General features: G+C 52.2%; 20 protein-coding genes. 12 read left to right on the forward strand and 8 right to left on the reverse strand.

All coding sequences use genetic code 11. From position 1 onward, the window contains the following. Positions 1 to 167: 167 nt before the first annotated feature. From JOD20_RS09090 to JOD20_RS09105, 4 genes are all read right to left on the reverse strand, one after another. Positions 168 to 959, reverse strand: a complete 792-nt coding sequence (locus JOD20_RS09090) for a class I SAM-dependent methyltransferase (RefSeq protein WP_204754966.1) — start codon at positions 957 to 959, stop codon at positions 168 to 170. 262 nt (positions 960 to 1221) lie between these two features. Beyond that, a complete protein-coding gene (gene argS, locus JOD20_RS09095) occupies positions 1222 to 2997 on the reverse strand; it encodes an arginine--tRNA ligase (protein WP_204754967.1) in 1776 nt (591 codons plus the stop codon). Positions 2998 to 3120: 123 nt separating this feature from the next. Beyond that, the gene (locus JOD20_RS09100; protein WP_204754968.1) at positions 3121 to 4095 is read right to left on the reverse strand and encodes a dienelactone hydrolase family protein; all 975 of its coding nucleotides are present in this window, start codon (positions 4093 to 4095) and stop codon (positions 3121 to 3123) included. Positions 4096 to 4359: 264 nt separating this feature from the next. Next, complete coding sequence (locus tag JOD20_RS09105) at positions 4360 to 4839, reverse strand: hypothetical protein (protein WP_204754969.1); 480 nt, start codon at positions 4837 to 4839, stop codon at positions 4360 to 4362. Between the two features lie 94 nt (positions 4840 to 4933). On the opposite strand from JOD20_RS09105, the gene JOD20_RS09110 reads away from it, so the two are divergent. The 10 genes from JOD20_RS09110 (at position 4934) to JOD20_RS09155 (ending at position 14211) form a co-directional block, all read left to right on the forward strand. After that, positions 4934 to 6280: a nickel/cobalt transporter gene (locus JOD20_RS09110; RefSeq protein ID WP_204754970.1), complete on the forward strand. Its 1347-nt coding sequence runs from the start codon at positions 4934 to 4936 to the stop codon at positions 6278 to 6280. 20 nt (positions 6281 to 6300) lie between these two features. Further along, positions 6301 to 7155 carry an arsenate-mycothiol transferase ArsC gene (locus JOD20_RS09115; protein WP_204754971.1) on the forward strand — a complete coding sequence of 285 codons (855 nt, stop codon included), beginning with the start codon at positions 6301 to 6303 and terminating at the stop codon, positions 7153 to 7155. Next, positions 7143 to 8690 carry a DUF2357 domain-containing protein gene (locus JOD20_RS09120; protein WP_204754972.1) on the forward strand — a complete coding sequence of 516 codons (1548 nt, stop codon included), beginning with the start codon at positions 7143 to 7145 and terminating at the stop codon, positions 8688 to 8690. Before JOD20_RS09115 ends, JOD20_RS09120 begins: the two co-directional genes overlap by 13 nt. Positions 8691 to 8701: 11 nt before the next feature. Continuing rightward, positions 8702 to 9079, forward strand: a complete 378-nt coding sequence (locus tag JOD20_RS09125) for an FmdB family zinc ribbon protein (RefSeq protein WP_204754973.1) — start codon at positions 8702 to 8704, stop codon at positions 9077 to 9079. 510 nt (positions 9080 to 9589) lie between these two features. Next, positions 9590 to 10555 carry a signal recognition particle-docking protein FtsY gene (gene ftsY, locus JOD20_RS09130; protein ID WP_054535606.1) on the forward strand — a complete coding sequence of 322 codons (966 nt, stop codon included), beginning with the start codon at positions 9590 to 9592 and terminating at the stop codon, positions 10553 to 10555. A gap of 1 nt (position 10556) precedes the next feature. Then, positions 10557 to 10748: a hypothetical protein gene (locus JOD20_RS09135; protein WP_204754974.1), complete on the forward strand. Its 192-nt coding sequence runs from the start codon at positions 10557 to 10559 to the stop codon at positions 10746 to 10748. Continuing rightward, positions 10741 to 11268, forward strand: a complete 528-nt coding sequence (locus JOD20_RS09140) for a hypothetical protein (protein ID WP_204754975.1) — start codon at positions 10741 to 10743, stop codon at positions 11266 to 11268. Before JOD20_RS09135 ends, JOD20_RS09140 begins: the two co-directional genes overlap by 8 nt. Further along, positions 11265 to 11669, forward strand: coding sequence for a hypothetical protein (locus JOD20_RS09145; RefSeq protein ID WP_204754976.1), 405 nt, complete (start codon positions 11265 to 11267; stop codon positions 11667 to 11669). Before JOD20_RS09140 ends, JOD20_RS09145 begins: the two co-directional genes overlap by 4 nt. A 24-nt stretch (positions 11670 to 11693) precedes the next feature. Next, on the forward strand, positions 11694 to 12761 hold the full coding sequence (locus tag JOD20_RS09150; RefSeq protein ID WP_204754977.1) for a glucose-1-phosphate thymidylyltransferase: 1068 nt from the start codon (positions 11694 to 11696) through the stop codon (positions 12759 to 12761). Between the two features lie 271 nt (positions 12762 to 13032). Continuing rightward, complete coding sequence (locus JOD20_RS09155; protein ID WP_204754978.1) at positions 13033 to 14211, forward strand: tetratricopeptide repeat protein; 1179 nt, start codon at positions 13033 to 13035, stop codon at positions 14209 to 14211. Here the strand turns inward: JOD20_RS09155 and JOD20_RS09160 are convergent. Both JOD20_RS09160 and JOD20_RS09165 read right to left on the reverse strand, forming a co-directional pair. After that, the gene (locus JOD20_RS09160; protein WP_204754979.1) at positions 14195 to 15904 is read right to left on the reverse strand and encodes a SpoIIE family protein phosphatase; all 1710 of its coding nucleotides are present in this window, start codon (positions 15902 to 15904) and stop codon (positions 14195 to 14197) included. The two genes, JOD20_RS09155 and JOD20_RS09160, sit on opposite strands and share 17 nt — an antisense overlap. A gap of 381 nt (positions 15905 to 16285) precedes the next feature. Next, positions 16286 to 17677, reverse strand: a complete 1392-nt coding sequence (locus tag JOD20_RS09165) for a TolB family protein (RefSeq protein ID WP_204754980.1) — start codon at positions 17675 to 17677, stop codon at positions 16286 to 16288. Between the two features lie 140 nt (positions 17678 to 17817). Here JOD20_RS09165 and JOD20_RS09170 point away from each other — a divergent pair, with 140 nt between their 5' ends. Then, positions 17818 to 18615, forward strand: a complete 798-nt coding sequence (locus tag JOD20_RS09170) for an alpha/beta fold hydrolase (RefSeq protein WP_204754981.1) — start codon at positions 17818 to 17820, stop codon at positions 18613 to 18615. A 47-nt stretch (positions 18616 to 18662) separates the two neighbouring features. Here the strand turns inward: JOD20_RS09170 and JOD20_RS09175 are convergent, their stop codons facing one another. Both JOD20_RS09175 and JOD20_RS09180 read right to left on the reverse strand, forming a co-directional pair. Then, positions 18663 to 19178, reverse strand: coding sequence for a DinB family protein (locus JOD20_RS09175; RefSeq protein ID WP_204754982.1), 516 nt, complete (start codon positions 19176 to 19178; stop codon positions 18663 to 18665). Positions 19179 to 19254: 76 nt separating this feature from the next. After that, positions 19255 to 19770 carry a DinB family protein gene (locus JOD20_RS09180; protein ID WP_204754983.1) on the reverse strand — a complete coding sequence of 172 codons (516 nt, stop codon included), beginning with the start codon at positions 19768 to 19770 and terminating at the stop codon, positions 19255 to 19257. A 490-nt stretch (positions 19771 to 20260) separates the two neighbouring features. Between JOD20_RS09180 and JOD20_RS09185 the strand changes: the two genes are divergently transcribed. Beyond that, positions 20261 to 20776 (forward strand): DedA family protein, encoded by a 516-nt coding sequence (locus JOD20_RS09185; RefSeq protein ID WP_204754984.1) that lies wholly within the window; start codon positions 20261 to 20263, stop codon positions 20774 to 20776. The last annotated feature ends 37 nt before the right edge of the window (positions 20777 to 20813 follow it).

Raw genomic sequence — 20813 nt, forward strand, 5'->3', positions numbered from 1 at the left:
ATCACGTGGAAACTCCCTGCCTTTCGGACGCTTGACTATGAACGGGTTGTCGTCCCATTGCCCGTTCTTGGGCTGGATGTCATGCAGTAAGGGGGCTGGGGGTGAGGGCATGAAACATGTTGCCAACCGAATGAACCATTACATATAGCCTAGCGCCAATTAACGAGTTAGCGAATGCCAATGCACACTTGATAGATGAAATACCAGGCGATTGGCTGTGGGCCAATAAGATCATGGGCTGCTTGTTTAAGCTGATCAAAGCCAAGCTCTTGCTCGGTTAGAGTGCCATTTTTAAGATGATAGTGATAGCCGCTGCTCAGAATTAGGTCGATAAAGCGCTGCGCAGCGCCATATTCGCAATGATGCAGCGTCAGTTCTAGCGTATGTTGAAAGAGGCCACTTGCCTGCATCCGCTGGCGATGCTGCTTATCCCAGCCTGGATGGTCTGCTGGGGTGGCGCGACGTTCAATCAGTTGCTCAAAACGCTGATCGACCTGCTGGAAAATCTGATCGAGTTCCCAATGAATCGTTGGCGGCCAATGATAGTCGTAGGCAGCAAAAACACCGCCGGGTCGCAGAATACGGGCAATTTCGGCCAAAGTTGAGTTTGGTTCCATCCAATGTAGGGCTTGGGCACAGGTCACAATATCGGCACTACTCGAATCGATGCCTGTTTGATGGCCAACTCCAGCCTGATAGCTGATGCAGGAATCGGCTGCGAGCTTGCTGATAGCCACGTTGCGCATATCAGCACTCGGCTCGATGCCAATCACCCGCTCAGCACGTTCAGCCCAGATTATCGTTGAGCGCCCAGTACCACAGCCCAAATCCACGACCAACGCTGGGCGAGGCGTATGGCTGAGCTGCGTCAAAAGATCGACAAGGACAACTGGTGCTGTCGGACGAGCTTGATCATAACGGCTCGCTTCATCAACCCAGACTATGCTCGAATCAGTCATTGAAAGCCCTCTTTGAACATTGATCTACGAAGCGCGATTGATTTTGGGCTATCTCGCTAAGTTCCCATTGGATCAGGCCCGATTTTTAACGTAGAGTTTTTTAACCACGAAGCGCACGAAGAGCGCGTAACGTTGAACTTGAGCAATTTCCCCCAAGTACAATAGCCAACAGCCAAGAGCCAAGAGCTTCAGCCTTCGTGATCTTCGCGTTCTTCGCGGTTTCAATTCTTCGTGTCCTTCGTGCGCTTCGTGGATCGGTTTTTTACATCCGTTCGGGAGCGGCGATTGAGAGCAAACTTAGGCCGTTGCGTAAGGCTTGGGCCGTAGCTGCCACGATATGGCCGCGCGCAACCCGCAATTCGGGCGTTTCGGCTTTGAGCACCGAGCATGCATCGTAGAAAGCCGAGAAGGCGCGAGCGGTGGCATACAGCCAATCGGCTACCACAAATGGCGCATAACGTGCAGCTGCTTCTTCAATAATTTGCGGCAAACGGGCTAACTCTTTGAGCAAGCCAGTTTCGGCAGGGTGGCTTAGCAAGCTACCATCGTAGCTGGCGGGCAACTCGCCAAAATCGCGCAAAATCGAGCAGCAGCGGGCATGCATATATTGCAAATAGGGCGAACTATTGCCCTCAAAGGCCAACATGCGATCCCAATCGACGGTGATATTGCGCTTGGTATCTTGGTACAAATCGTTGTACATCACTGCGCCAACCCCAACTTGCTCAGCCACATGATCAATCAAATCGGCGGTAAGTTGGGTTTTACCTTCGCTCATTTTTTGCTCAATCAGCGCCTTGGCCCGGTTGCGGGCTTCATCAAGCAAGGTTTCGAGGTAAATCATATTGCCCTTGCGGGTGGAAAGTGGCTGACCCTGCGCATCAAAGACCGTGCCAAACGAAATATGAATTAATTCAGCATCGGTATAGCCCAAGGCTTTGCTAATGGCAAAAGTTTGGCGAAAATGCAATTCTTGGGGCTGGCCCACGATATAAATCATTGCATCGGGATTATAGGTTTGCTCGCGATATTTGATCGTAGCAATATCGCGGGTAATGTAGAGCGTGCCACCATCGGAGCGCTGAATCAAAAAGGTTGGTAATTTTTTGCCGCGATGGTCGGGCAAATCTTTGACAATAATTGCTTTGCCATCACGCTCAGCAAGCTCGCTCTCGCCTGCATCGCTGATGATTTCATCCAGCATATCTTTGTAAAAACTTTCGCCATGCTGCACATCAAATTGCACGCCCAAGCGATCATAATTGGGCTGATTGGCGGTTTTGGTCAGATCAACCATCCATTGCCACAGCTCAATCGCTTGGGGATCGCCTTGCTCTAATTTGAGCGACCAAGCCCGCGCTTCATCGTCTAAATCAACCTCAGCATCGGGATCATAATCGGCATCATCGGGATTTGCACCCTTCATCAGCAAATTGTAACGTTTGTATTGCTCTTCGATTGCCGCCAAAACGGCTTCGCCTTCGCCTTCGGGCTTGCCAAAGCGAATCGTCGCGGCAATATTAACCCCGAATTGCTTGCCGTAATCGCCCAGGTGATTATCGCGAATCACTTCGTAGCCAAGCCGTTGGTAGAGATTGGCAATTGCTTGGCCGATGATGGTTGAGCGAATATGGCCAACGTGCATGCGTTTGGCGATGTTGGGCGATGAATATTCGACAATCACTTTGCGCTGATTGCCTTTGCTGCTGCTGCCGTAGGTTGCGCCGCCAGCCTGAACATCGGCCAATACGGCTTTGGCAAAAGCTTGGGGATTGAGATTGAAATTAACATATGGGCCAGAAACCGTTGCGCTAGCCACCAAACTATCGGGCGCAAATTGCAGCGCGGCGGCTAATTCTTGGGCAACTTGAGCCGGATTGCTGCCACGGGTTTTGGCAGAACGAAAACATGGCAACGCTAAATCAGCCTGCACGCCAGCAGCTTTGGGAGCGCCTAAATCAATATCGGCAGCGTTAATTAAATTGGTGGCAAGCAAGGCCTCGCGAATGGCTTGCTCGAAGCGAGCAAAGGTATACATTTTTAAAACTCCAATTGGTTAATTGCTAGCGGCAGTATAGCCGAAAAGACCTATTTTAGCCGATCAAAAAGCACCCATCGTCGTCGATGAGTGCGCGCAGAAAAAGCTGCTGGATGCTATCGACTAGACCAAATATTGCTTAAACCAAGCCAGCGTTTCAGCCCACGCTGCTTGGGCAGCCTCTGCATTATACCGCTGACCAGTATCATTATGAAAAGCGTGATTTACGCCAGAATAGATTTCTTTGCGATAGACTTTATTATTCTGCTGCATTGCTGCTTCAACATCGGCCACAGTGCTGGTAATGCGATCATCATCTTCGGCGTAAATCGCCAAGACTGGCGCATTGATTTTGGGAATTTCGCTGCTTGGCACTGGCGGGCCGTAGAAGGGCACGGCGGCTTTTAATTCGGGCATGCCTGCTGCGACCAACCACGTAACCCCGCCGCCAAAGCAAAAACCAACCATACCAACCTTGCTGGTATCGGCAAAAGCTTGGGTTTTGAGATACTCGACCCCAGCCTTGAAATCGGCCACATGGCGCTCTGGTGGCGCACCGCTCAGCAAACCGGGCACGCTATCGGCATCGGTAATGCTGGCCGTGCCACCTTCGCGCGAAAGCAAATCGAGCGCCAAGCCAACATAGCCAGCCTTGGCGACGCGCCGCGCGACATCTTGAATATGTGGCGTAAGCCCACGGTTTTCGTGGCAGACCAACACGACCGGAAACGGGCCAGCACCAACTGGCTGAGCCAAATAGGCCATTAATTGGGCATCGCCGCCAGCAAACTCGACCATTGCCGCTTTGACCGCCGGATCATTTTCGGCAACGCTGTTGGGCACGCTGCCCGTGGTGCTAGCAGTAGTTGGAGTAGCTTCAAGCGCAGCGGCAGCGGTTGCAGTTGGGGCAGTGGTGGGGTTTGGCGCACTCGTCGCAGTTGCAGGCGTAGCGGGATCACCACAGGCAGCCAATAATTGGGTGGCGACCACAAGCCCGGTAATGCCTGCGATCTTCTTCAAGGCCTGTCGCCGCGTCAGCAACCCTTCCTGATAATCTTCGACGAACTCATCAACCAAATACTGTTGTAAATGATTCATCGGGCATCCTCATACACTAAATGCTTGCCATATCTCAGTCTACGCTTGTTTTGGTCCCAACGGATGGCTGCAAAGATGAGGATTTATTAATTTCATTTACTTTTTTAGCATTTAGAAGTTCCCTCACCCCTAACCCCCTCTCCCACTGAACGCGGGCGAGGGGGAGCCGACCGTTTTTCACCATGAATTGTGGTAAAACCACCATGAAAAAGCCCCTCGCTCATCGAATGGGCGAGGGGCTTGGGGTGAGGGGCTATATGACATTTAAATCTGAAAGGTGTTGACAAGCTCGATATTGCGTTCGCGTAGCAGCGTTTCGACTTCGCCTGCTTGGTCGGCATTATCATTATCGATTGCCAAAATCGTTTCGCCATCTTTGAGAGCTTGCTCATAGGAAGCGGCTAAATCGTTGCCAAGGCCAATTTGGCTGAACGCGCCAAGCACACCGCCAGCTGCTGCGCCAGCAACAGTCGAGCCAAGAATCCCCGCGCCCAAGGCAGGCCCGATGCCAGGAATTGCAAATGACATTAAGCCAGCCACAACCCCCACAACGCTACCAGCAGTTACGCCCGCAGCCGCTCCAGCAGCCACATCAGTGCGATCTTTTTCGGCTTCGACGGTTTGTTCCGAGGCATACAACACCCCAATATCATCGGGCTTAACTTGGGCTTGTTGCAATTGGGCCATCAGACCATCAAGCGCGGTGCGATCTGTCAAAATACCCATAACGCGATAGCGGGCCATGATTCAATCTCCTTGTAGTAAAAGCTACGTTCGTTGTTGGCAAGGGCTATGCCATGGCTCAAATGAGCCTGCTTAAATTTGTTATCATGGGTGTATGAAACGTTGTTTATGCGCATGCTGGCTGCTTGTATTGCTTGCCAGCCAACCACAATCGGCTCAGGCTCACGCTCTTGATCAGCTTTTTCAAGATATGCGGGTGCAGGTTCAGCCAACCCAAATTGTGCTGACTGTTCACTTAATCGCTGGCCCATTAATTACGCCACGCTTGTGGGAACAGCTCGACGCTGATAATTCGCATACGCTTGATCAAACAGAAATTGAGCGCTGGTGTACTGAATTTAATCGCAATTTGGAGCTGGGTTTTGATCAACAGCCACTGCAATTAAGCCTTTACGAAATAAGTGAATTTCCGATTAACAAAGCCGATTTTATTGGCTCAAATGCGACGAACCTGACCTGGACAGTTCAAGCGCCGCTTGGCACAATCACGACAGGCGCGCATCAACTCAACCTCAAATCGAATAATTACCACGATATTAGCGTGGTTGATTGGAGCAAAACGCGGGGGCGGGCGGGAATTGTGGCCCAAGAAGCCAGCAGCATGGATTTGCACAGCGCGCAGTTTCCCATTAAATGGCCGAGCGCTTTTCGGAGCGATGGCGCGATTGCCTTGCCAAGCGCCGAACCAACAGCAGCCCAAACCCAACCAAACTCAAGCCTTGTGGCTCGTTTGCAAACTGGCGATAGCTCGTTTGGCTTAATCGCGGCAACGCTTGGGCTAGCCTTTGGCTTTGGGGCGGCCCACGCCTTGCAACCTGGCCATGGCAAAACCTTGGTTGCCGCCTATTTGGTCGGCAGTCGCGGCACAATTCGCCAAGCAACCATGCTTGGGGCAATCGTTACGCTGACGCATACCGCAAGCGTTTTTGCGCTGGGCGGCTTGATGTTGCTGTTCAGTGCCTGGGTTACCCCGGAACGCTTTGTGCCAATTCTCACCTTGATCTCTGGGGTTTTAGTGGCTGGTTTGGGCGTGCGCATGCTCTGGGAACGGGTGCACGCCCTCCGTTCTGGCAACCAAGGCCATGCTCATGGTGGGCTTTTTCACAGCCATGCCGATGGCGCAGCAGGCCATAGCCATGTGAGCAACCGCAAATTGCTGGGCTTGGGCATTTCGGGCGGTTTGGTGCCGTGCCCAGAAGCCTTGGTAATTATGATTGTAGCGGCGACGCTTGGGCGGATTGGCCTTGGCTTTGCCATGATTATTTCGTTTAGCGCAGGCTTGGCAGCAGTATTAATTGGGATTGGGATTGTGCTTGTGACACTTGGCTCACGGTTGATCAAACTGAGCCAGCCAGAAGCGCGCTGGGTGCGTTGGTTGCCAATCGCTAGCGCTGGCGTGGTGACATTGCTTGGGATTGGGCTTATGCTACAAACATTCTAAATTTCTAGCAGGAGCATTGTATGGCGTTGATTGTTGTGGTTGGGGGAGCCGACACTGGGCGCGCTCCGATGGGTGCTGTCTTGTTGCGCCGTTTGTTGCTGGAAACGCACCCAACATGGCAAATTGAATCAGCAGGCGTTTTGGGCCACGATGGCGATACGTGGCAACCAGAGGCCCGCATGGCCTTGGAGCACCTCAATGCCACACCGCCGGCTCACACTGCCCGCTCGCTCAGCCCAGCACTTGCAATGCAGGCCGATTTGTTGCTGGCAGTTGATCGCGGGGTTGGGCGGGCCTTGGAGCTGCAATACCCTGATGGGCGTTGGCAAGCGCTGCCCGATTTGGCCGAATCGGCGCGCGAGGTGCTTGATCCATTTCGCATGACGCTTGATGCATGGCTGATTTATGGCCGTGAGCTTGAGCATCAATTGAAAGTTTCGTTAAGCAAAATTATCGCCTATTGCCAAGGCGAAACGCTTGCGCCAAGCAATGCTCCCGTTAGTGTTGAAGCAGTAACCCAGCCAATCGCCAGCCCTGTCGAGCTTGGCTCCGAGGTGCATCCGGCCTATCGACGCTTGCATATTTTGGCCTTTGGCATTGCAGGCATTCCCGAAGTGGTTGATTGGGCCAAGGCGCGGAATAGTTTACGCGAGGCCATGCAAAGCTTCGCCAATCATCTCGCTGCCAGTGCTGGCCCCAGCGATTTGCGGCCTGCGGCGTTGGCAATGCTGGGCGGGGTTTTGGGCGCTGGCAGCGATCCACTCAGCAGCAATCAATTGGTCATTTTGCGCGAAATTGTTGGGCGGGTGGCCCAAACCCTCGATCCCCAAGATTTGGCTGGTTTAGCAGGAGCAATCGGGCGGTGGCAGAGCTAATTCCGCTAACAATTAATGGCATCGATAGCCAAGCCAGCGTGCAGCTAAGCGCCACCAATTGGAACGAATGGGCGGTGGTTAATTTGGCGTGTCCGGCGCAAGCCAATGTGCGCCATGCTACGCTAGCGATTGGCAACGAGAATTTGGGAGTACCCAATGTTAGCCCATTCGACCCAACTTGGCGCTGGGCATGGCAGCCGCGTGGGCAGGCGGGCACAGTCTATGGCAGCTTGCAGATTGAGTTCGCTGATGGCTCGGTTCAACAGCAAACATTTCAATTTGAGTTGCAACCGCATTTACTTGATGTTGAATTGTGGCAAGCCTTATTGCACGATCTCAGCAAAGTCGCTCGCTCGTTGGCGCTACGGATTGGCAGCCCCAGTTTTGCCCAAGCGGTGATTGTGCCGCTGCTGCCGCATGATTCAAGCCCATTTTTAGAAGCGTTGAATTTAATTAACCAAAGCAGCCAGCAAGCCAGCCAGATTGTGCGCCAGTTGCAACGCCACGCCAAATCGACGCTCGATCAGCAGCAGCAGGCTACTGATTTGGGTGCGGCTCAGCAATTTAAGCTTGATCAATTGGCCCAGCCCAGCGCCAATTATCAAATGCTCGAACCCTATGGCCCGCTGCCAGCCCAAGTGCAGGCTGAGCATGCTCGCGCCTCGTTCGATTTGCCAGAGCATCGCTGGTTGGTTGGCCTGATCGAACAAATTGAACGCCGTTTGCGTCAGTTGCGCCGCCTTGCCGCCGAGCAACGCCAAATTGACTTGAGTGCGCTGCAAACCACAATCGAACAGCGGCTTACAAGCTTGCGTCAATTACGCCAAGCAGCGCCGTTGGCAGGCTTACAAGCGCGCCAGCAGCCAGTCCAAAGCCAATTGATCAATCGTGATCCGCGCTATCGGCCCATTCGTCAATTGGCCCACAGCTTGCACGAACAACCCTTGCTGACCTTGGAAGTTGGCAGTTTGGCGCTGCCTTTGGCCGATGTGCCAAGTTTATATGAACAATGGTGTGCCTTGCAGGTCGCACAGCTACTGGCCCAATTTGGCACGGTTGAAGCCCAACAATTGCTGAATGAGGATTCGCAACGCGAACGCTGGGTGCTGGGGTTGAATCCGACTACGCCATTGTTGAGCGTGCGCATTGGCCCGCAGCTTTGGCATTTGCGCTATCAAGCCCGCTTCACTGCCCAGCCCGATCGTGATGGCTTGTATAGCCTTGATCGCTACCTGCGGATTCCTGATTTGGTGCTGCAAACCACGACCGCGCGCGGCAAACAGCTGTTGGTGCTTGATGCCAAATATCGGCGTGCGCCCGACCAGCGCGTGCCGCAAAGCGCACTCGATGACGTGTATGCCTATCGTGGCAGCCTTGGCTATGCTGGGCAGCCATGTGTGCTCGCCGCTGCGGTGCTCTATCCGCAACAAACGAGCGAAGAATTTGGCCCGATTGCGGCGCTTGGCCTTACACCAAACAATAACGCTCATGTATCGCGCTGGTTGGAGCATTGGCTCAATCAGCTGCATCAATAAAGGAATTAATCATGCCAGTTTATGAATATGTGTGTTCGCAGTGCCAAGGGCGTTTTGCCCGCCTCGTGCGGGGTTTTAGCGATCCCAGCGATTTGCAATGCCCGCGTTGTGCGAGCAAAGCGGTCAGTCGGGCGATTTCACGGGTTGCAGTGGTGCGCAGCGAAGATGCCCGTTTGGATGCAATGGCCGACTCGTCGATGTTCAACGATCTTGATGAAAACGACCCGCGTTCAGTTGCCCGTTGGGCCAAGAAAATGGGCCGCGAGCTTGGCGACGACCTCGGTGGCGATTGGAACGAAATGGTCGATCAGATGATCGACGAAGAAATGGGCGGCGAAGGTGAGGGCAAAACTGGCGGCGCGGCCAGCAACGATTTGGGTTGGGGCTAGGCTATTCCCCTCACCCCCCAGCCCCCTCTCCCACTGAACGCGGGCGAGGGGGAGCATGCGTGGTGCACCAAGAAATTGGGAGAGAACCACGCGGTTAAAGCCCCTCACCCGTTGGACGGGCGAGGGGTTGGGGTGAGGGGATCTTAACAACCTACCCTTGTAAGCCAGCCCCCGCTCCCACGAAAACGTGGGAGCGGGGGAGCAGCGCGTTTTCATCACGATTTCGGCGAAAACCACCAAACCAAAAAGCCCCTCGCCCATTGGATGGGAGAGGGGTTGGGGTGAGGGGATCTTAACAACCTACCCTTGAAAGATCGTCCACACAGCTCGATCGAAGAGGTTGGGGTGAGGGAGCTTCCTCAACTTATTGGCGTTTGATAACGTCTAAATCGCCATGGCAACCTGTGTACATTCCCCCTTCTGGGCTAAGCATGGTATTATTGCCTGAGGATTGGCGGCAGTGCAGTGGGCAGTGTTTCGCCTACAATTACATGACAAGTTAGGTGCTATATGTTTCGACGACTCTTCGGTGGTGAAGAACGCTCCGAACAAGAAATTAAACAAGAAGAAAAAAAGATTGAACAAAGTGTTCAAAAGACCAAAAGTGGCTTTTTTGGTCGTATTACAGCTATGTTCCGCAGCGAAGATCCCATTACCGACGAGCTGTGGGATGAGCTAGAAGAACTGTTGATTGCTGGCGATGTCGGGGCCGAAAACGCCTTGAAAATCGTCGAACGCGTGCGCGAACGCTGCGAAAAGAAGGGCTTGAAGTTTGCCAGCGAAGCCCGTTCGTTGCTCAAAAGCGAGTTGGTCAACCGCCTCGACGTTGATACGCCGCAATACTCCGAGCGCTCAACCAAGCCATATGTGATTTTGGTGGTTGGGGTCAACGGGGTTGGTAAAACCACCTTGATCGCCAAGTTGTCGAATCGCTACAAGGCGATGGGCAAAAATGTCATTTTGGCTGCTGCCGATACCTTCCGCGCCGCCGCAATCGACCAATTGCAACATTGGGCTGATCGGGTTGGCGTGCCGGTGATTAGCCAACAACCAGGCGCAGACCCAGGCGCAGTTGCCTACGATGCCACCCAAGCAACCTACAATCAACAAGCAGATGTCTTGATTATCGATACTGCTGGGCGCTTGCAAAGCAAGCACAACTTGATGAAAGAGCTTGAAAAAATCTCGAACGTGGTCAAAAAGCGCTGGCAATATGCACCCCACGAGGTGCTATTGGTGCTCGATGCTACGACCGGCCAAAACGGCTTGATTCAGGCCCGCGCCTTTACCCAAGCAGCCCAAGTGACCCACTTGGCCTTGACTAAGCTTGATGGCACGGCCAAGGGCGGCATCGCCTTCGCGATTGTCCAAGAAATCGAGCGCCCAATTAAATATATTGGCACTGGCGAAACGATCAACGATTTAGCCTTATTCGATGGTGAATCATTCGTTAATGCGCTCTTCGAGGAGGAATAACATGGCAAAATTGTTATGCCCCGCGTGTAAAAAAGCTCTCAAACTCAGCCCTGTAATGCGGGTTGGTGCACAAGTTGGCTGTGTCAACTGCGATAACGTGCTCAAGATCGTTAGTCGTAATCCTGATAAGATTGAGGTAGTTGCTGAATCAGCAACCCACAATGCTGATAGCAAACCAGAATCCTATGCCTAAGTGGACATTGACTCACATTCGTCAGATGCTCCTGATCGGCCTGTTAGCGCCATTGCTAACAGGCTGTTTGCTGATGGCCGGACGCAATGAGCAAGCGACGATCACCGCCGATCTCGGCTCGCAAAATGTTGAGTTTGTTAGCAGCGATACCAACGGCGAAGCGGTGCTGCAAGCGCTCGATATTGGCTCGCAGCCAATGTTGCTCGATGTGACGTTTAACGCCAAAGTCGATAGCGGCGAATTGGTGATCGAGGTCTTGAGCGGTGAACAGGCCAATGTGGCATTTACGTTGGTGGCTTCAGCAGAGGGCAGCAGCCAGCGTGGCATTGTGATGAGCAATGATGTTGGCGATTTGCAATATCGCGTGAAGTCGACCAACGCGCGCAATGGCAGCTATCGAATCAGCTATCAGCCGCCACCAACACCGACCTTTACGCCAACGCCATCGCCAACCTGGACACCCACGCCAAGCGAAACGCCAACCGTGGAGCCAACAGCGGAGGTTACAGCCACGCCATGATCGCCAATTCACGGATCAAATTAATTGGTTTGGTGGCCTTGGGTGCGTTACTCGGCGCAATTGGGGCCTTTATGGCCTATCAAGCGCGGGCGCTTGCACCCAGCCCTGAGCAACTTAAGCCCTATGTTTGGGCGGTGGTGGCCGTGCCGCTTGGCAGCTTTCTTGGCAGTTTGCTTGGTCAATGGCGCTTGTATCGGCCTTTTGCTGGCTGGTTGGTGCTGACTTATGTGCTCAGTTTGTTTGCTGCTGCCCGCCTCGAACGGATCTTTGTTGGCCAAGAGGCTGCCGTAGCCAATGGCCATGCCAGCTATTTAATTTTAGCGATTATCTTGCAAAGTTTCGGTGCATTGCTGGTAGCATGGCGGTTAAGCGCTGTTGCTCCTGCTGCGCCAACTGCTTAGCGCCCTAAGGAGGCGATGAATTTCATGAAAGGTTTAGTTCTGAGTGGTGGTAAAGGCACACGCCTCCGCCCAATCACCTATACCAGCGCCAAGCAATTAGTGCCGGTTGCCAACAAGCCTGTGCTTTTTCGGGTTATCGAAGCCTTACGCGATGCTAATATCGACGAAATTGGGATTGTGATTGGCGATACTGGCAATGAAGTGCGCAACGCTGTGGGCAATGGCTCACGCTGGGGCGTAAAAATCGAATATATTCCCCAAGAAGCGCCGCTCGGTTTGGCGCATGCGGTCAAAATTAGCCGTCCGTTTATTGGCGACGATAAATTTGCGCTCTTTTTGGGCGATAACTGTATCGAGGGCGGAGTCAGTTCGTTGGTTTCTGGCTTTGCAACCGCCGATTACAACTCGCAAATTGTGCTTAAGCAAGTGGCTAACCCACAGCAATATGGCGTGGCCGAATTGCGCCACGATGGCTCGATTGAGCGCTTGACTGAAAAACCCCGCCAACCACGCTCAGACCTTGCTTTGGTCGGCATTTATATGTTCGACCAGCATATTTGGGAAGCGGTCGAGGCGATTAAGCCTTCGTGGCGCGGCGAGCTTGAAATTACCGATGCAATTCAATGGCTGATCGAGCATAATTACCATGTTCATGCCCACATTCATCAAGGCTGGTGGATCGATACTGGCAAGCGCGCCGATATGCTCGATGCAAATCGCTTGATCCTTGAAGAAATTACGCCGCATGTTTCAGGCTTTGTCGATCGCGATTCGCAATTGGTTGGCAAGGTAACGATTGAAAAAGGCGCGCAAATTATCAATAGCGTCATTCGCGGGCCAGCGATTATTGGCGAAGATACGCGAGTTGTAAACTCATACGTTGGACCGTTTACCTCGATCTATCATCATTGTACGATTGAGGAAAGCGAAATTGAGCACTCGATTGTGTTGGAAAATAGCGAAATTATTCGCCTGCCCAACCGCATCGAAGATAGCTTGATTGGGCGCAACGTCAAGCTGCATACCTCGCCAATGAAGCCCAAAGCCTACCGCCTCATGCTCGGCGATAACTCCGACGTGGGACTTTTGTAAAAGGATGAAGGATGAATTATGAGGGATGAAACGCTGCAATTACTATTTCATAATTCATAATTCTCATGCTCGGCGATAACTCCGACGTGGAACATTTGTAAAAGGATGAATTATGAGGGATGAAACGCTGCAATTACTATTTCATAATTCATAATTCTCATGCTCGGTGATAACTCCGACGTGGAACATTTGTAAAAGGATGAATTATGAGGGATGAAACGCTGCAATTACTATTTCATAATTCATCCTTCATCCCTCATAATTAAACATTATGGCTGATAAATTCCGACAAGCAGAATTACATTATCGACGTGGATTATCACTTGAACATGCGGGGCGCATTGCTGAGGCTGTTGAGGAATATCGACAGGCTTTGCAAGAAAATCCGCAGCTTCGGGCTGCCCATGTGGCTTTGGCAAAATATTATTTACGCAATGGCTTAATGGCCAAAGCTGCCGATGCTTGGCATGCAGTCGTGGCTATCGAGCCAGATTACGAAGGATTAACTAATTATTCCACGGTCTTGATCGAGCTAAAACAATATCACGAAGCACGGCGAATTTTGCGCTTGTGCGTCGATCTGTTTCCGCTTGATACCTTTGTAACCTATGAATTGGCCTATATTGATTTTGCTGAGGGTTTATATCAACAAGCGCTTGATCAATTGCTCGATGTTCGGCCAATTTATAATGATGAATGGGAATTTCACGAACTGATCGGTCGTTGCCAAATTAAGTTGCAGCTGTATGATGCAGCCTTGGCCAGCTTTGGCCGCGCCATTCTGTTAGTCGAGGATGATGAGCAGATCGAGCAGTTGCAAGATTTGGGCAGCGTTGCCCGCCGCCATCAAGAATTTGCCATGGTCAGCAACGAAAAAGATGCTTGGTATGCAACTCACGGCCTAATTTGCCTTGGCAGCAACATTGACGATGGCCTAAATATCAAGCCGCAAGCTGCATTTGCTTGGTCGTTCGCGGCGATTGCCACAACCTTGCAACGCGCAGCAGCCCTGGCCGAAGGCCATATTTGGCGCTGCGACCAAGTACTGGCGCTTGATAGTCAAAGCAAACCGCTGGCCCAAGCCTTGGCTCAGCTTTTACACCGCCCCTATATTCAAAAAATTAGCGACCCCGAAAAAAACACCTTGGTGGTGATGGCTGAATTTAACCAAAGCGCCATGCTTGAGGCAATCGCCGAGCAAATCGATGGGCCGCATAGCATTTTTGCCCTGAGCATGAGCAGCACCCCCGAATTGCTCGATGACGTGCCCGATTTGATTGGCTTGCCGATTCAAAAGCCCAGCCTGCCATGGCCCAGCCAAGCAGCAGCAGTCGCAAACGCCAGCCAAGAACTGCTCGCGGCTCTCGCCCAAACTCAGCCAGAGCCAAATCGCGAACAGCAAGTTGAGTATTATCGCGAGCACCACCGCCTAATTAGCCTGAACGACTAACCGTCAGCAAGGTTATGTCGTCTGCTTGCTCGGCATCGCCCACAAAGGCTTCAATTGCTTGCCAAACACAGGTCAGCAAGGATTGAGCATCGTGGAAATCGCCAGTTTTAAGCACTTTGGTCAAGGCTGCATCATCAAAAACCTCGCCCGCCAGATTAAAGGCCTCAGTCGCGCCATCGGTAAAGCCCAAGAAAAATTCATCGGCAGCAAGGATGGTACTTTTAGCCTTATACGGCAGATCTTCCATAATCCCCAAGGGCAAGCCAGTGCCTTCCAAATAGCGCAACGTACGGCTGGTACGATTGATAATAATCGGCGGATTGTGGCCTGCATTCACATAAGCCAATTCGCCAGTATGTGGGTCGAACGAGGCAAAAAACAGCGTCGTGAACATATTGCTTGCACCGTGTTCACGCGAAATGTAGTTGTTGGTCACGTTGATTGCGGCAATCAATAAGGCCAACGAATCGGGGGCAATCTCAGGCCGCGCGGCCAAAGCTTGAGCGTTCGAGTGCAATAATGAGCGGGTAAGCGCCACAAAGAGCGCTGCTGGCACGCCCTTACCACAAGCATCAGCAACTACCAAGCCAATTTTGTCGCCGCCCAGCTTGATCACATCGTAAAAATCGCCACCAACCTCTAAGGCTCCTTGATTGAAGGCCACAATTTGCCAGTTTTCTGGTTGGGGAATGCTTGGCGGCAAGAAAAAGCGCTGAATATCGCGGGCAATCGCCAACTCGCGCTCAATCCGTTCGAGGCGTAAAAGCTCTTGCTGGGCCGATTTAAGTTCTTCGTAGGCGCTGGCTAGCTCGATATTTTTCTTTTCTAGCCCGCCGAGCATTTGGGCGTTGGCTTGGCGCAGACGGCTAGTGCCACCGCGCAGCAAGGCCATGGCCGTGGTCGGGTTGGCATGCATCAAGGTCACAAACTCAGCCTCGGTGATGCGCAGCAAGGTTGCGGCAGTGCGTGCGCGCACGCTGGCAGCACGAGGGCTATTGTCGATCAAGGCCATCTCGCCCAAAATTGCCCCAGGCCGACAGCGTTCGAGCAAAATGGTTTCGGTCGCCAGCGCCTTGATCACATCAACATCGCCAGCCATCACAATATAGCAATCGTCGCCGCTATCGCCTTCGCTAAACAAGGTTTCGCCTGGCGCTAAACGCACATGTTCGGCGCTTTGAACTAAATTGTGAATTGTGGCTTGATTGACCTCGTGAAATAAAGGCAGTTGCTCCAAAAACTCAACCAATGGTGCAATACTCGCTTCGGTTGAAGCTTTTTTGGTTACGATCAGGGTGTTCCAACCAGTCGCAAGATCGTGCTGGTAGGTGATTGAATCGGCCATTTCGCGCACCAAAAACACGCCCAAGCCACCAACTTGGCGATCGTGAATGTTGGCAAACAAATCAGGCGGATCAGCATCATCAGGGTCGAAGGGATGGCCGCGATCAAGAATTCGAATTGCCAGCTCGCCATTTTCGAGGGTGCTGTGCAATTGCAAGGGGCCACCTTGCTCGGCATAACTATATTTGATGATATTGGTGACAATTTCTTCAATCACTAAGCCCAGCACAAAGGCTTGTTCGCTTGTGAGGGCAAAGTCGGTTTCGATCTCGGTGGTGTAATCGGTGAGGGCTGCGAGGTTTTCCCAACGGGCATCAATCTCAATGCTGCGCGCTTCAGATATAGCCATAGACACACCTTGGATAGCTATCAGCAATAGGCTATCATAAAAAACAGGCCCATACCTGCTGGTTTCAACAGGTATGGCGATTATCGCCCGATGTAGGGCTTTTAGCAAGCAGGATTTTATGCAACAAGGTTTATTCCCTCATCCAACCCAGCTAGACAGGCCAAGGGAGCGAGGAGGCTTTTAGTTAGCTCATGGTTCGCCTCCCTTCCGTCCCTCCACCGGAGGGAAACGCCGGGGGCTTTAATCCCCCAGCACCCCCTAAAATTCATTTCGTGGTAATTGTAACTTTACGGATTCAACCAAGGATGCTCAAAAGAGGGTCGCAATGGTTCAGAACCAGCCAATCATGTCAAAATCACCGAGCCAAAAGATCATCCCCATTCAGGGTGCTAAAACGAGGCGCGGGTTGCTTGGCTTGCTGCTAAGTGGTTGGCCGATTGGTTGCAATTGGCTGCTGGCGCGTTGAGCTTGAAACAATTGCCAGCCATCAGCTTGGGGTGCAAAAAAGTAGAGCACTTGCTCGTTCCAACCAGCCATCAGCGCTTGGTGGGGCAACACTTGGTTTTGGCCTTCTGGGTTGATGATGAGGGCGTTTGACTGTTCAGTGCCGTTGAGTGCCAGCCAATCATCTGCCGCCCAAACACTTTGCTCGCAACTATTGACTGAGAGCGCACTCAATACGCCGTTGCGCCAATAACTTGGTTGATCGTTGTTGCACAGCAGCATGGCTTGGCCAGTTGGGCTTAATGAAACGCGACTAGCATTGATGCCTTCAATTTGCTGCACCTCGCCGCTGCCTTGCCAACGATAAACAGTTGGCACGCCATCACGCGGCTGATCGGCATAAACCAATGTTCCAGCATGAAGCTCTGCATCGATCGCCATGGCCTGAGCCAGCGGCGTAAGCGTACCAGTGCTGGCATCAAACAGGATGAAACTGGCACGTCCTTCTGGCTGGCTATTAAATTGAGTAATTAATTGTTGGTCAAGCCAGCCAACAACTTGCGCACCCACCGCCAACGGATCGGCAGTAATCGGCGTGAAGCTTGCATCGGCAAAGCGATAGACATACACAGTTGGATTGCCCCAGCCACCGCCAGTGCCAAAGCTGCTGGCCGAAGCAAAGGCCAAATAGTCGCTATTGGGCGATAACACCAGATAGACTTCTAAATCAGGGGTGTTGGTCAAGCGTTGGGCTGCGCCAGTTGCCACATCAACCGCATATAGATCAACCTGATCTTCGTGGGCCGAAGCCAAGAACAGGGTTTTGCCATCGCGTGACCACACTGGAGCGTTATCAGTCAAGGCACTTTGGCGGCCCAAGATTGGCGTTTGATCAGCTGCCACAGCAGGCAGCAAATTAAGCAAACGGCGCGGATTTTGCTCATCAACCCCAACAAGCCACAACTCTGCCAGCTCAAGTTGCTCGGTTTTGGGCTGGCTGTCGTTGACGATAATAATCGCCAATTGCTTGCCATCGGGCGAAGCTGACCATGGCAAATAGGTATTGGGTTGGGTTGGATTAGCTAATTGATAGGTGGTGCCGGCCAAACTGATGGCCCCAATACTGCCATCAGCAGGCAGGTCAAAAATAACTGAGCCAGTGCTAATTGCTGGCTCGGCAGTATAATCGGCAATCGTTGCGGTTGGGCGTTCGGGCAATGAGCTAGCGGGTAGGGCTTGGCTCGGCATTGGGCTTGGTTGGGTCGCAGGTTGGGTGGCACAAGCAGCCAGAAATAGCCCCAACCCAAGGATTTGGGCGAGTAGTCGCATCGGTCGTTCCTCCTCAATTGGTTGGGTAATACGTCTATTGTAGCCAAAATCGCCCAAATTACCCTGATGATCGATTGAAAATTGGCTGATACTTCGCCTACAATACCAAGAGCAATCGATGTAACGATCAAGGAGTGTGTATGGCTTCACATCTGGTCAATGGGGTTCATTACTACTACGAAGAGCGTGGCACTGGCGATCAAGTAATTTTCTTCGGCCATGGCTTAATGTATCACTGGCGAATTTTCGAGCCGCAAATGGAATATTTCGCCGCCAAAGGCTATCGCTGTATCGCGATCGATTGGCGCGGCCAAGGGCAAACTGAGGGCGGCGGCACGCCCGACGACTATTCAATGTATCGTTTGGGCGATGATGCCTATCAATTGTTGAGCGATTTGGGCATCAAGCAGGTGCATTGGGTCGGGGTTTCGATGGGCGGCATGATTGGCCTGCGGCTCTATCCCAAACATCCCGAACTTTTTCTCTCGTTGAGCCTGATCGATTCATCAGCTGGCGATGCGCCCGAATTGCTCGATGCCTATCGCCAAATGGCCGATGGCTATATCGCCTATGGCTTGATTGAACCCTTGAAAGAGGGCTTGGATGCAGTGTTTTATACCAGCAAAATGGCCGAGCGCCACCCGCAAGTGCAGAGCTATTGGCATGCCTATTGGACAAATGCCGACCGCGAATCGCTGTATAAAGCAATTATTCCCGTGATCGAGCGCGACGATGTGACCAATACCATCAGCCAAATTAGCGTGCCAACCCTGATTGTGGTTGGGGTTGAGGATATGTCTACGCCGCCAGCCAAAAGCGAAATCATGCAGCAATTGATTCCGAATGCCCAATTGCGCTATATCGACGATGCCAGCCATATGTCGGTCTTGGAGCGCCCAGAAGCGATCACCGCAGCACTCGCTGAATTTATTGGCTAAAAAAGCGAAGGCCACAAACCTTGACGCTTTGTGGCCTTCGTTTTAATTTAAGCGTTTAAAATCGTCTGCATCCATGGCAGATGCTCGGCATAATGGTCACAGGTATCACCAACAATCCAACCAATAATTGGCGCATCGTTGGTTGAGCCAGCTTGAAACTCACGATGGGGGCGCAACAAATCCTGATCGCTCAACTGAGCAATCCGCGCGACAAGGGCTTCGTGGTTGGCTGCGAGGGTGGCATAAACCTCGGCAAGCGGTAAATCGTGGTGGCGTTGGTACAGAACCTGGTTAACTGTCTCGAAGCCTTGTTGCCACACTGCTTCGTCAATATCGATGCTACCCCAGCGCGATTCTGCATTTATCAACCCTAGGATGCTTTTTTCCCAGAGCGCAATATGAATTGCATGATCTTTGATCGTCCAGCCTGCTGCATCGGCTGGTTCGGTCATTTGCTCGGGGCTTAAACCAGCCAAAAATGTTTGCAGTTCTTGCCAATTAGCAGCGATGCGGGCTTGTAATTGTTTCGCCGTTAGCGGAGCTTGAACCTCAGATTGGCTCATCGTTCCTTCCTTCCAATAAAGCACTTATAGGCGATTAGCGCGAATCTACCAAGCAGTGGATTCGCCTTGAGCCTAGCTAGCGGGCTAAAATATCGCGCATCCAGGCTTCATGTTCAGGGTAGTGCTCGAAGGTGTTGCCAACCATCCAGCCAATAATTGGGTCATTGTTGGTTGAGCCAGCTTGAAACTCATGATGGGGGCGCAGCAAATCGCGATCGCTAAATTCAGCAATTCGCGCCACGACTGCTTGGTGGTTTGTTTCGAGGGTTTTGTACACTTCATCAATCGATAGATCTTGGTAGCGTTGTTGCAGAATGCGGTTAATCGCATCAGAACCTTGTTGCCAAACCGCTTCGTCGATGCCGAAGCTAGCAGCGCGTGACTCTGAATTCAACAAGGCCAACAGGCTGTTTTCCCACAGCGCAATGTGAATTGCATGATCTTTGATCGTCCAGCCTTGGGCATCGGTCGGGCCGCTCAGTTGTTCGGGGGTTAATTCACGCAGAAATACCTGGAATGCTTGCCAAGCAGCGGCGATCCGTGCTTGGAGATTGGCCACCGTGATCTCAGCTTGATCGTCAATTTGGCTCATCGTTCATTCCTTCCAAATAAACACCACTCTTAAGCTTAAATTAAGCATACCAGCATTTGGCTTAATTACCTCATTCTCGAGCACGAATAAGCTAAACGAGAAGGATGAACTATGAAGGATGAATTATGAAGGATGAAGGTTTAGGCTATCGGGGTACTGGCTCATTGGGTTGGCAACCAGGTGCATGCCCTCACCCCAACCCCTCTCCCACGTGGCGGGCGAGGGGCTTTAATGTTGTGGTTTTTGTGCAATGCGTCGGTAAAAACCGGTGCTCCCCTCGCCCGCGTTGAGTGGGAGAGGGGCTAGGGGGTGAGGGAATAATGCTTATAGCCAAAAGCCCATAGCCCATAGCCCCATCTTCGTGCTCTTTGTGCTCTTCGCGGTTCCGATCCTTCGTGATCTTCGTGCTCTTCGTGGATCAAACAGTGATCTTCGAGCCAGCCAAATCAGTGTATGATAGATTACCTATTATCGAGGTGGAACAGCGAGCATGTGGGATTCGATCGTTCAGGCATTCAATAGTGCAGTTACCCAACTTGAGGCCAATGTGTATTGGCTAACCTTGAGCTATTTGTTCTTAAGCGAGTTTGGCGCACCGCTGCCGATTCCGGGCAATTTTGTGTTGGTTGCAAGTGGCTACTTGCTTGGCCGCCAAAACGAGATTCCAATTTTGCTGATGGCGCTGGCAATTTTGGCCTTAGTGCCAGGTGCAACCACTATGTTTTGGATTGGGCGACGCGGCGGTTTGCCCTTGCTCAATCGGATTGGCCCAAAAATCGGCTTATCCCAACGCCGCCGCGATCGGATTGTTGGTTGGCTTGAGCGCAGAGCAGTGCTTGGGCTGATTATGATTCGGGTCTTGCCAACCTTTCGCTTAGGCACAACCATCATTCCTGGAGCGCTCGGCATGCCATGGCCCCGCTATGCGCTTGGCATGGGCTGCGGCTTAGTCGCATGGGTCATAACCTATATGGGTTTGGGCTATGCAATCGGGCTATTAAGTTAATTTTTGGGCGTTCCGGCGCTCTTGTGGAGTACGACAC

Source organism: Herpetosiphon giganteus, assembly GCF_016907925.1.
In the GTDB taxonomy this organism is placed as follows: Bacteria; Chloroflexota; Chloroflexia; order Chloroflexales; family Herpetosiphonaceae; genus Herpetosiphon; species Herpetosiphon giganteus.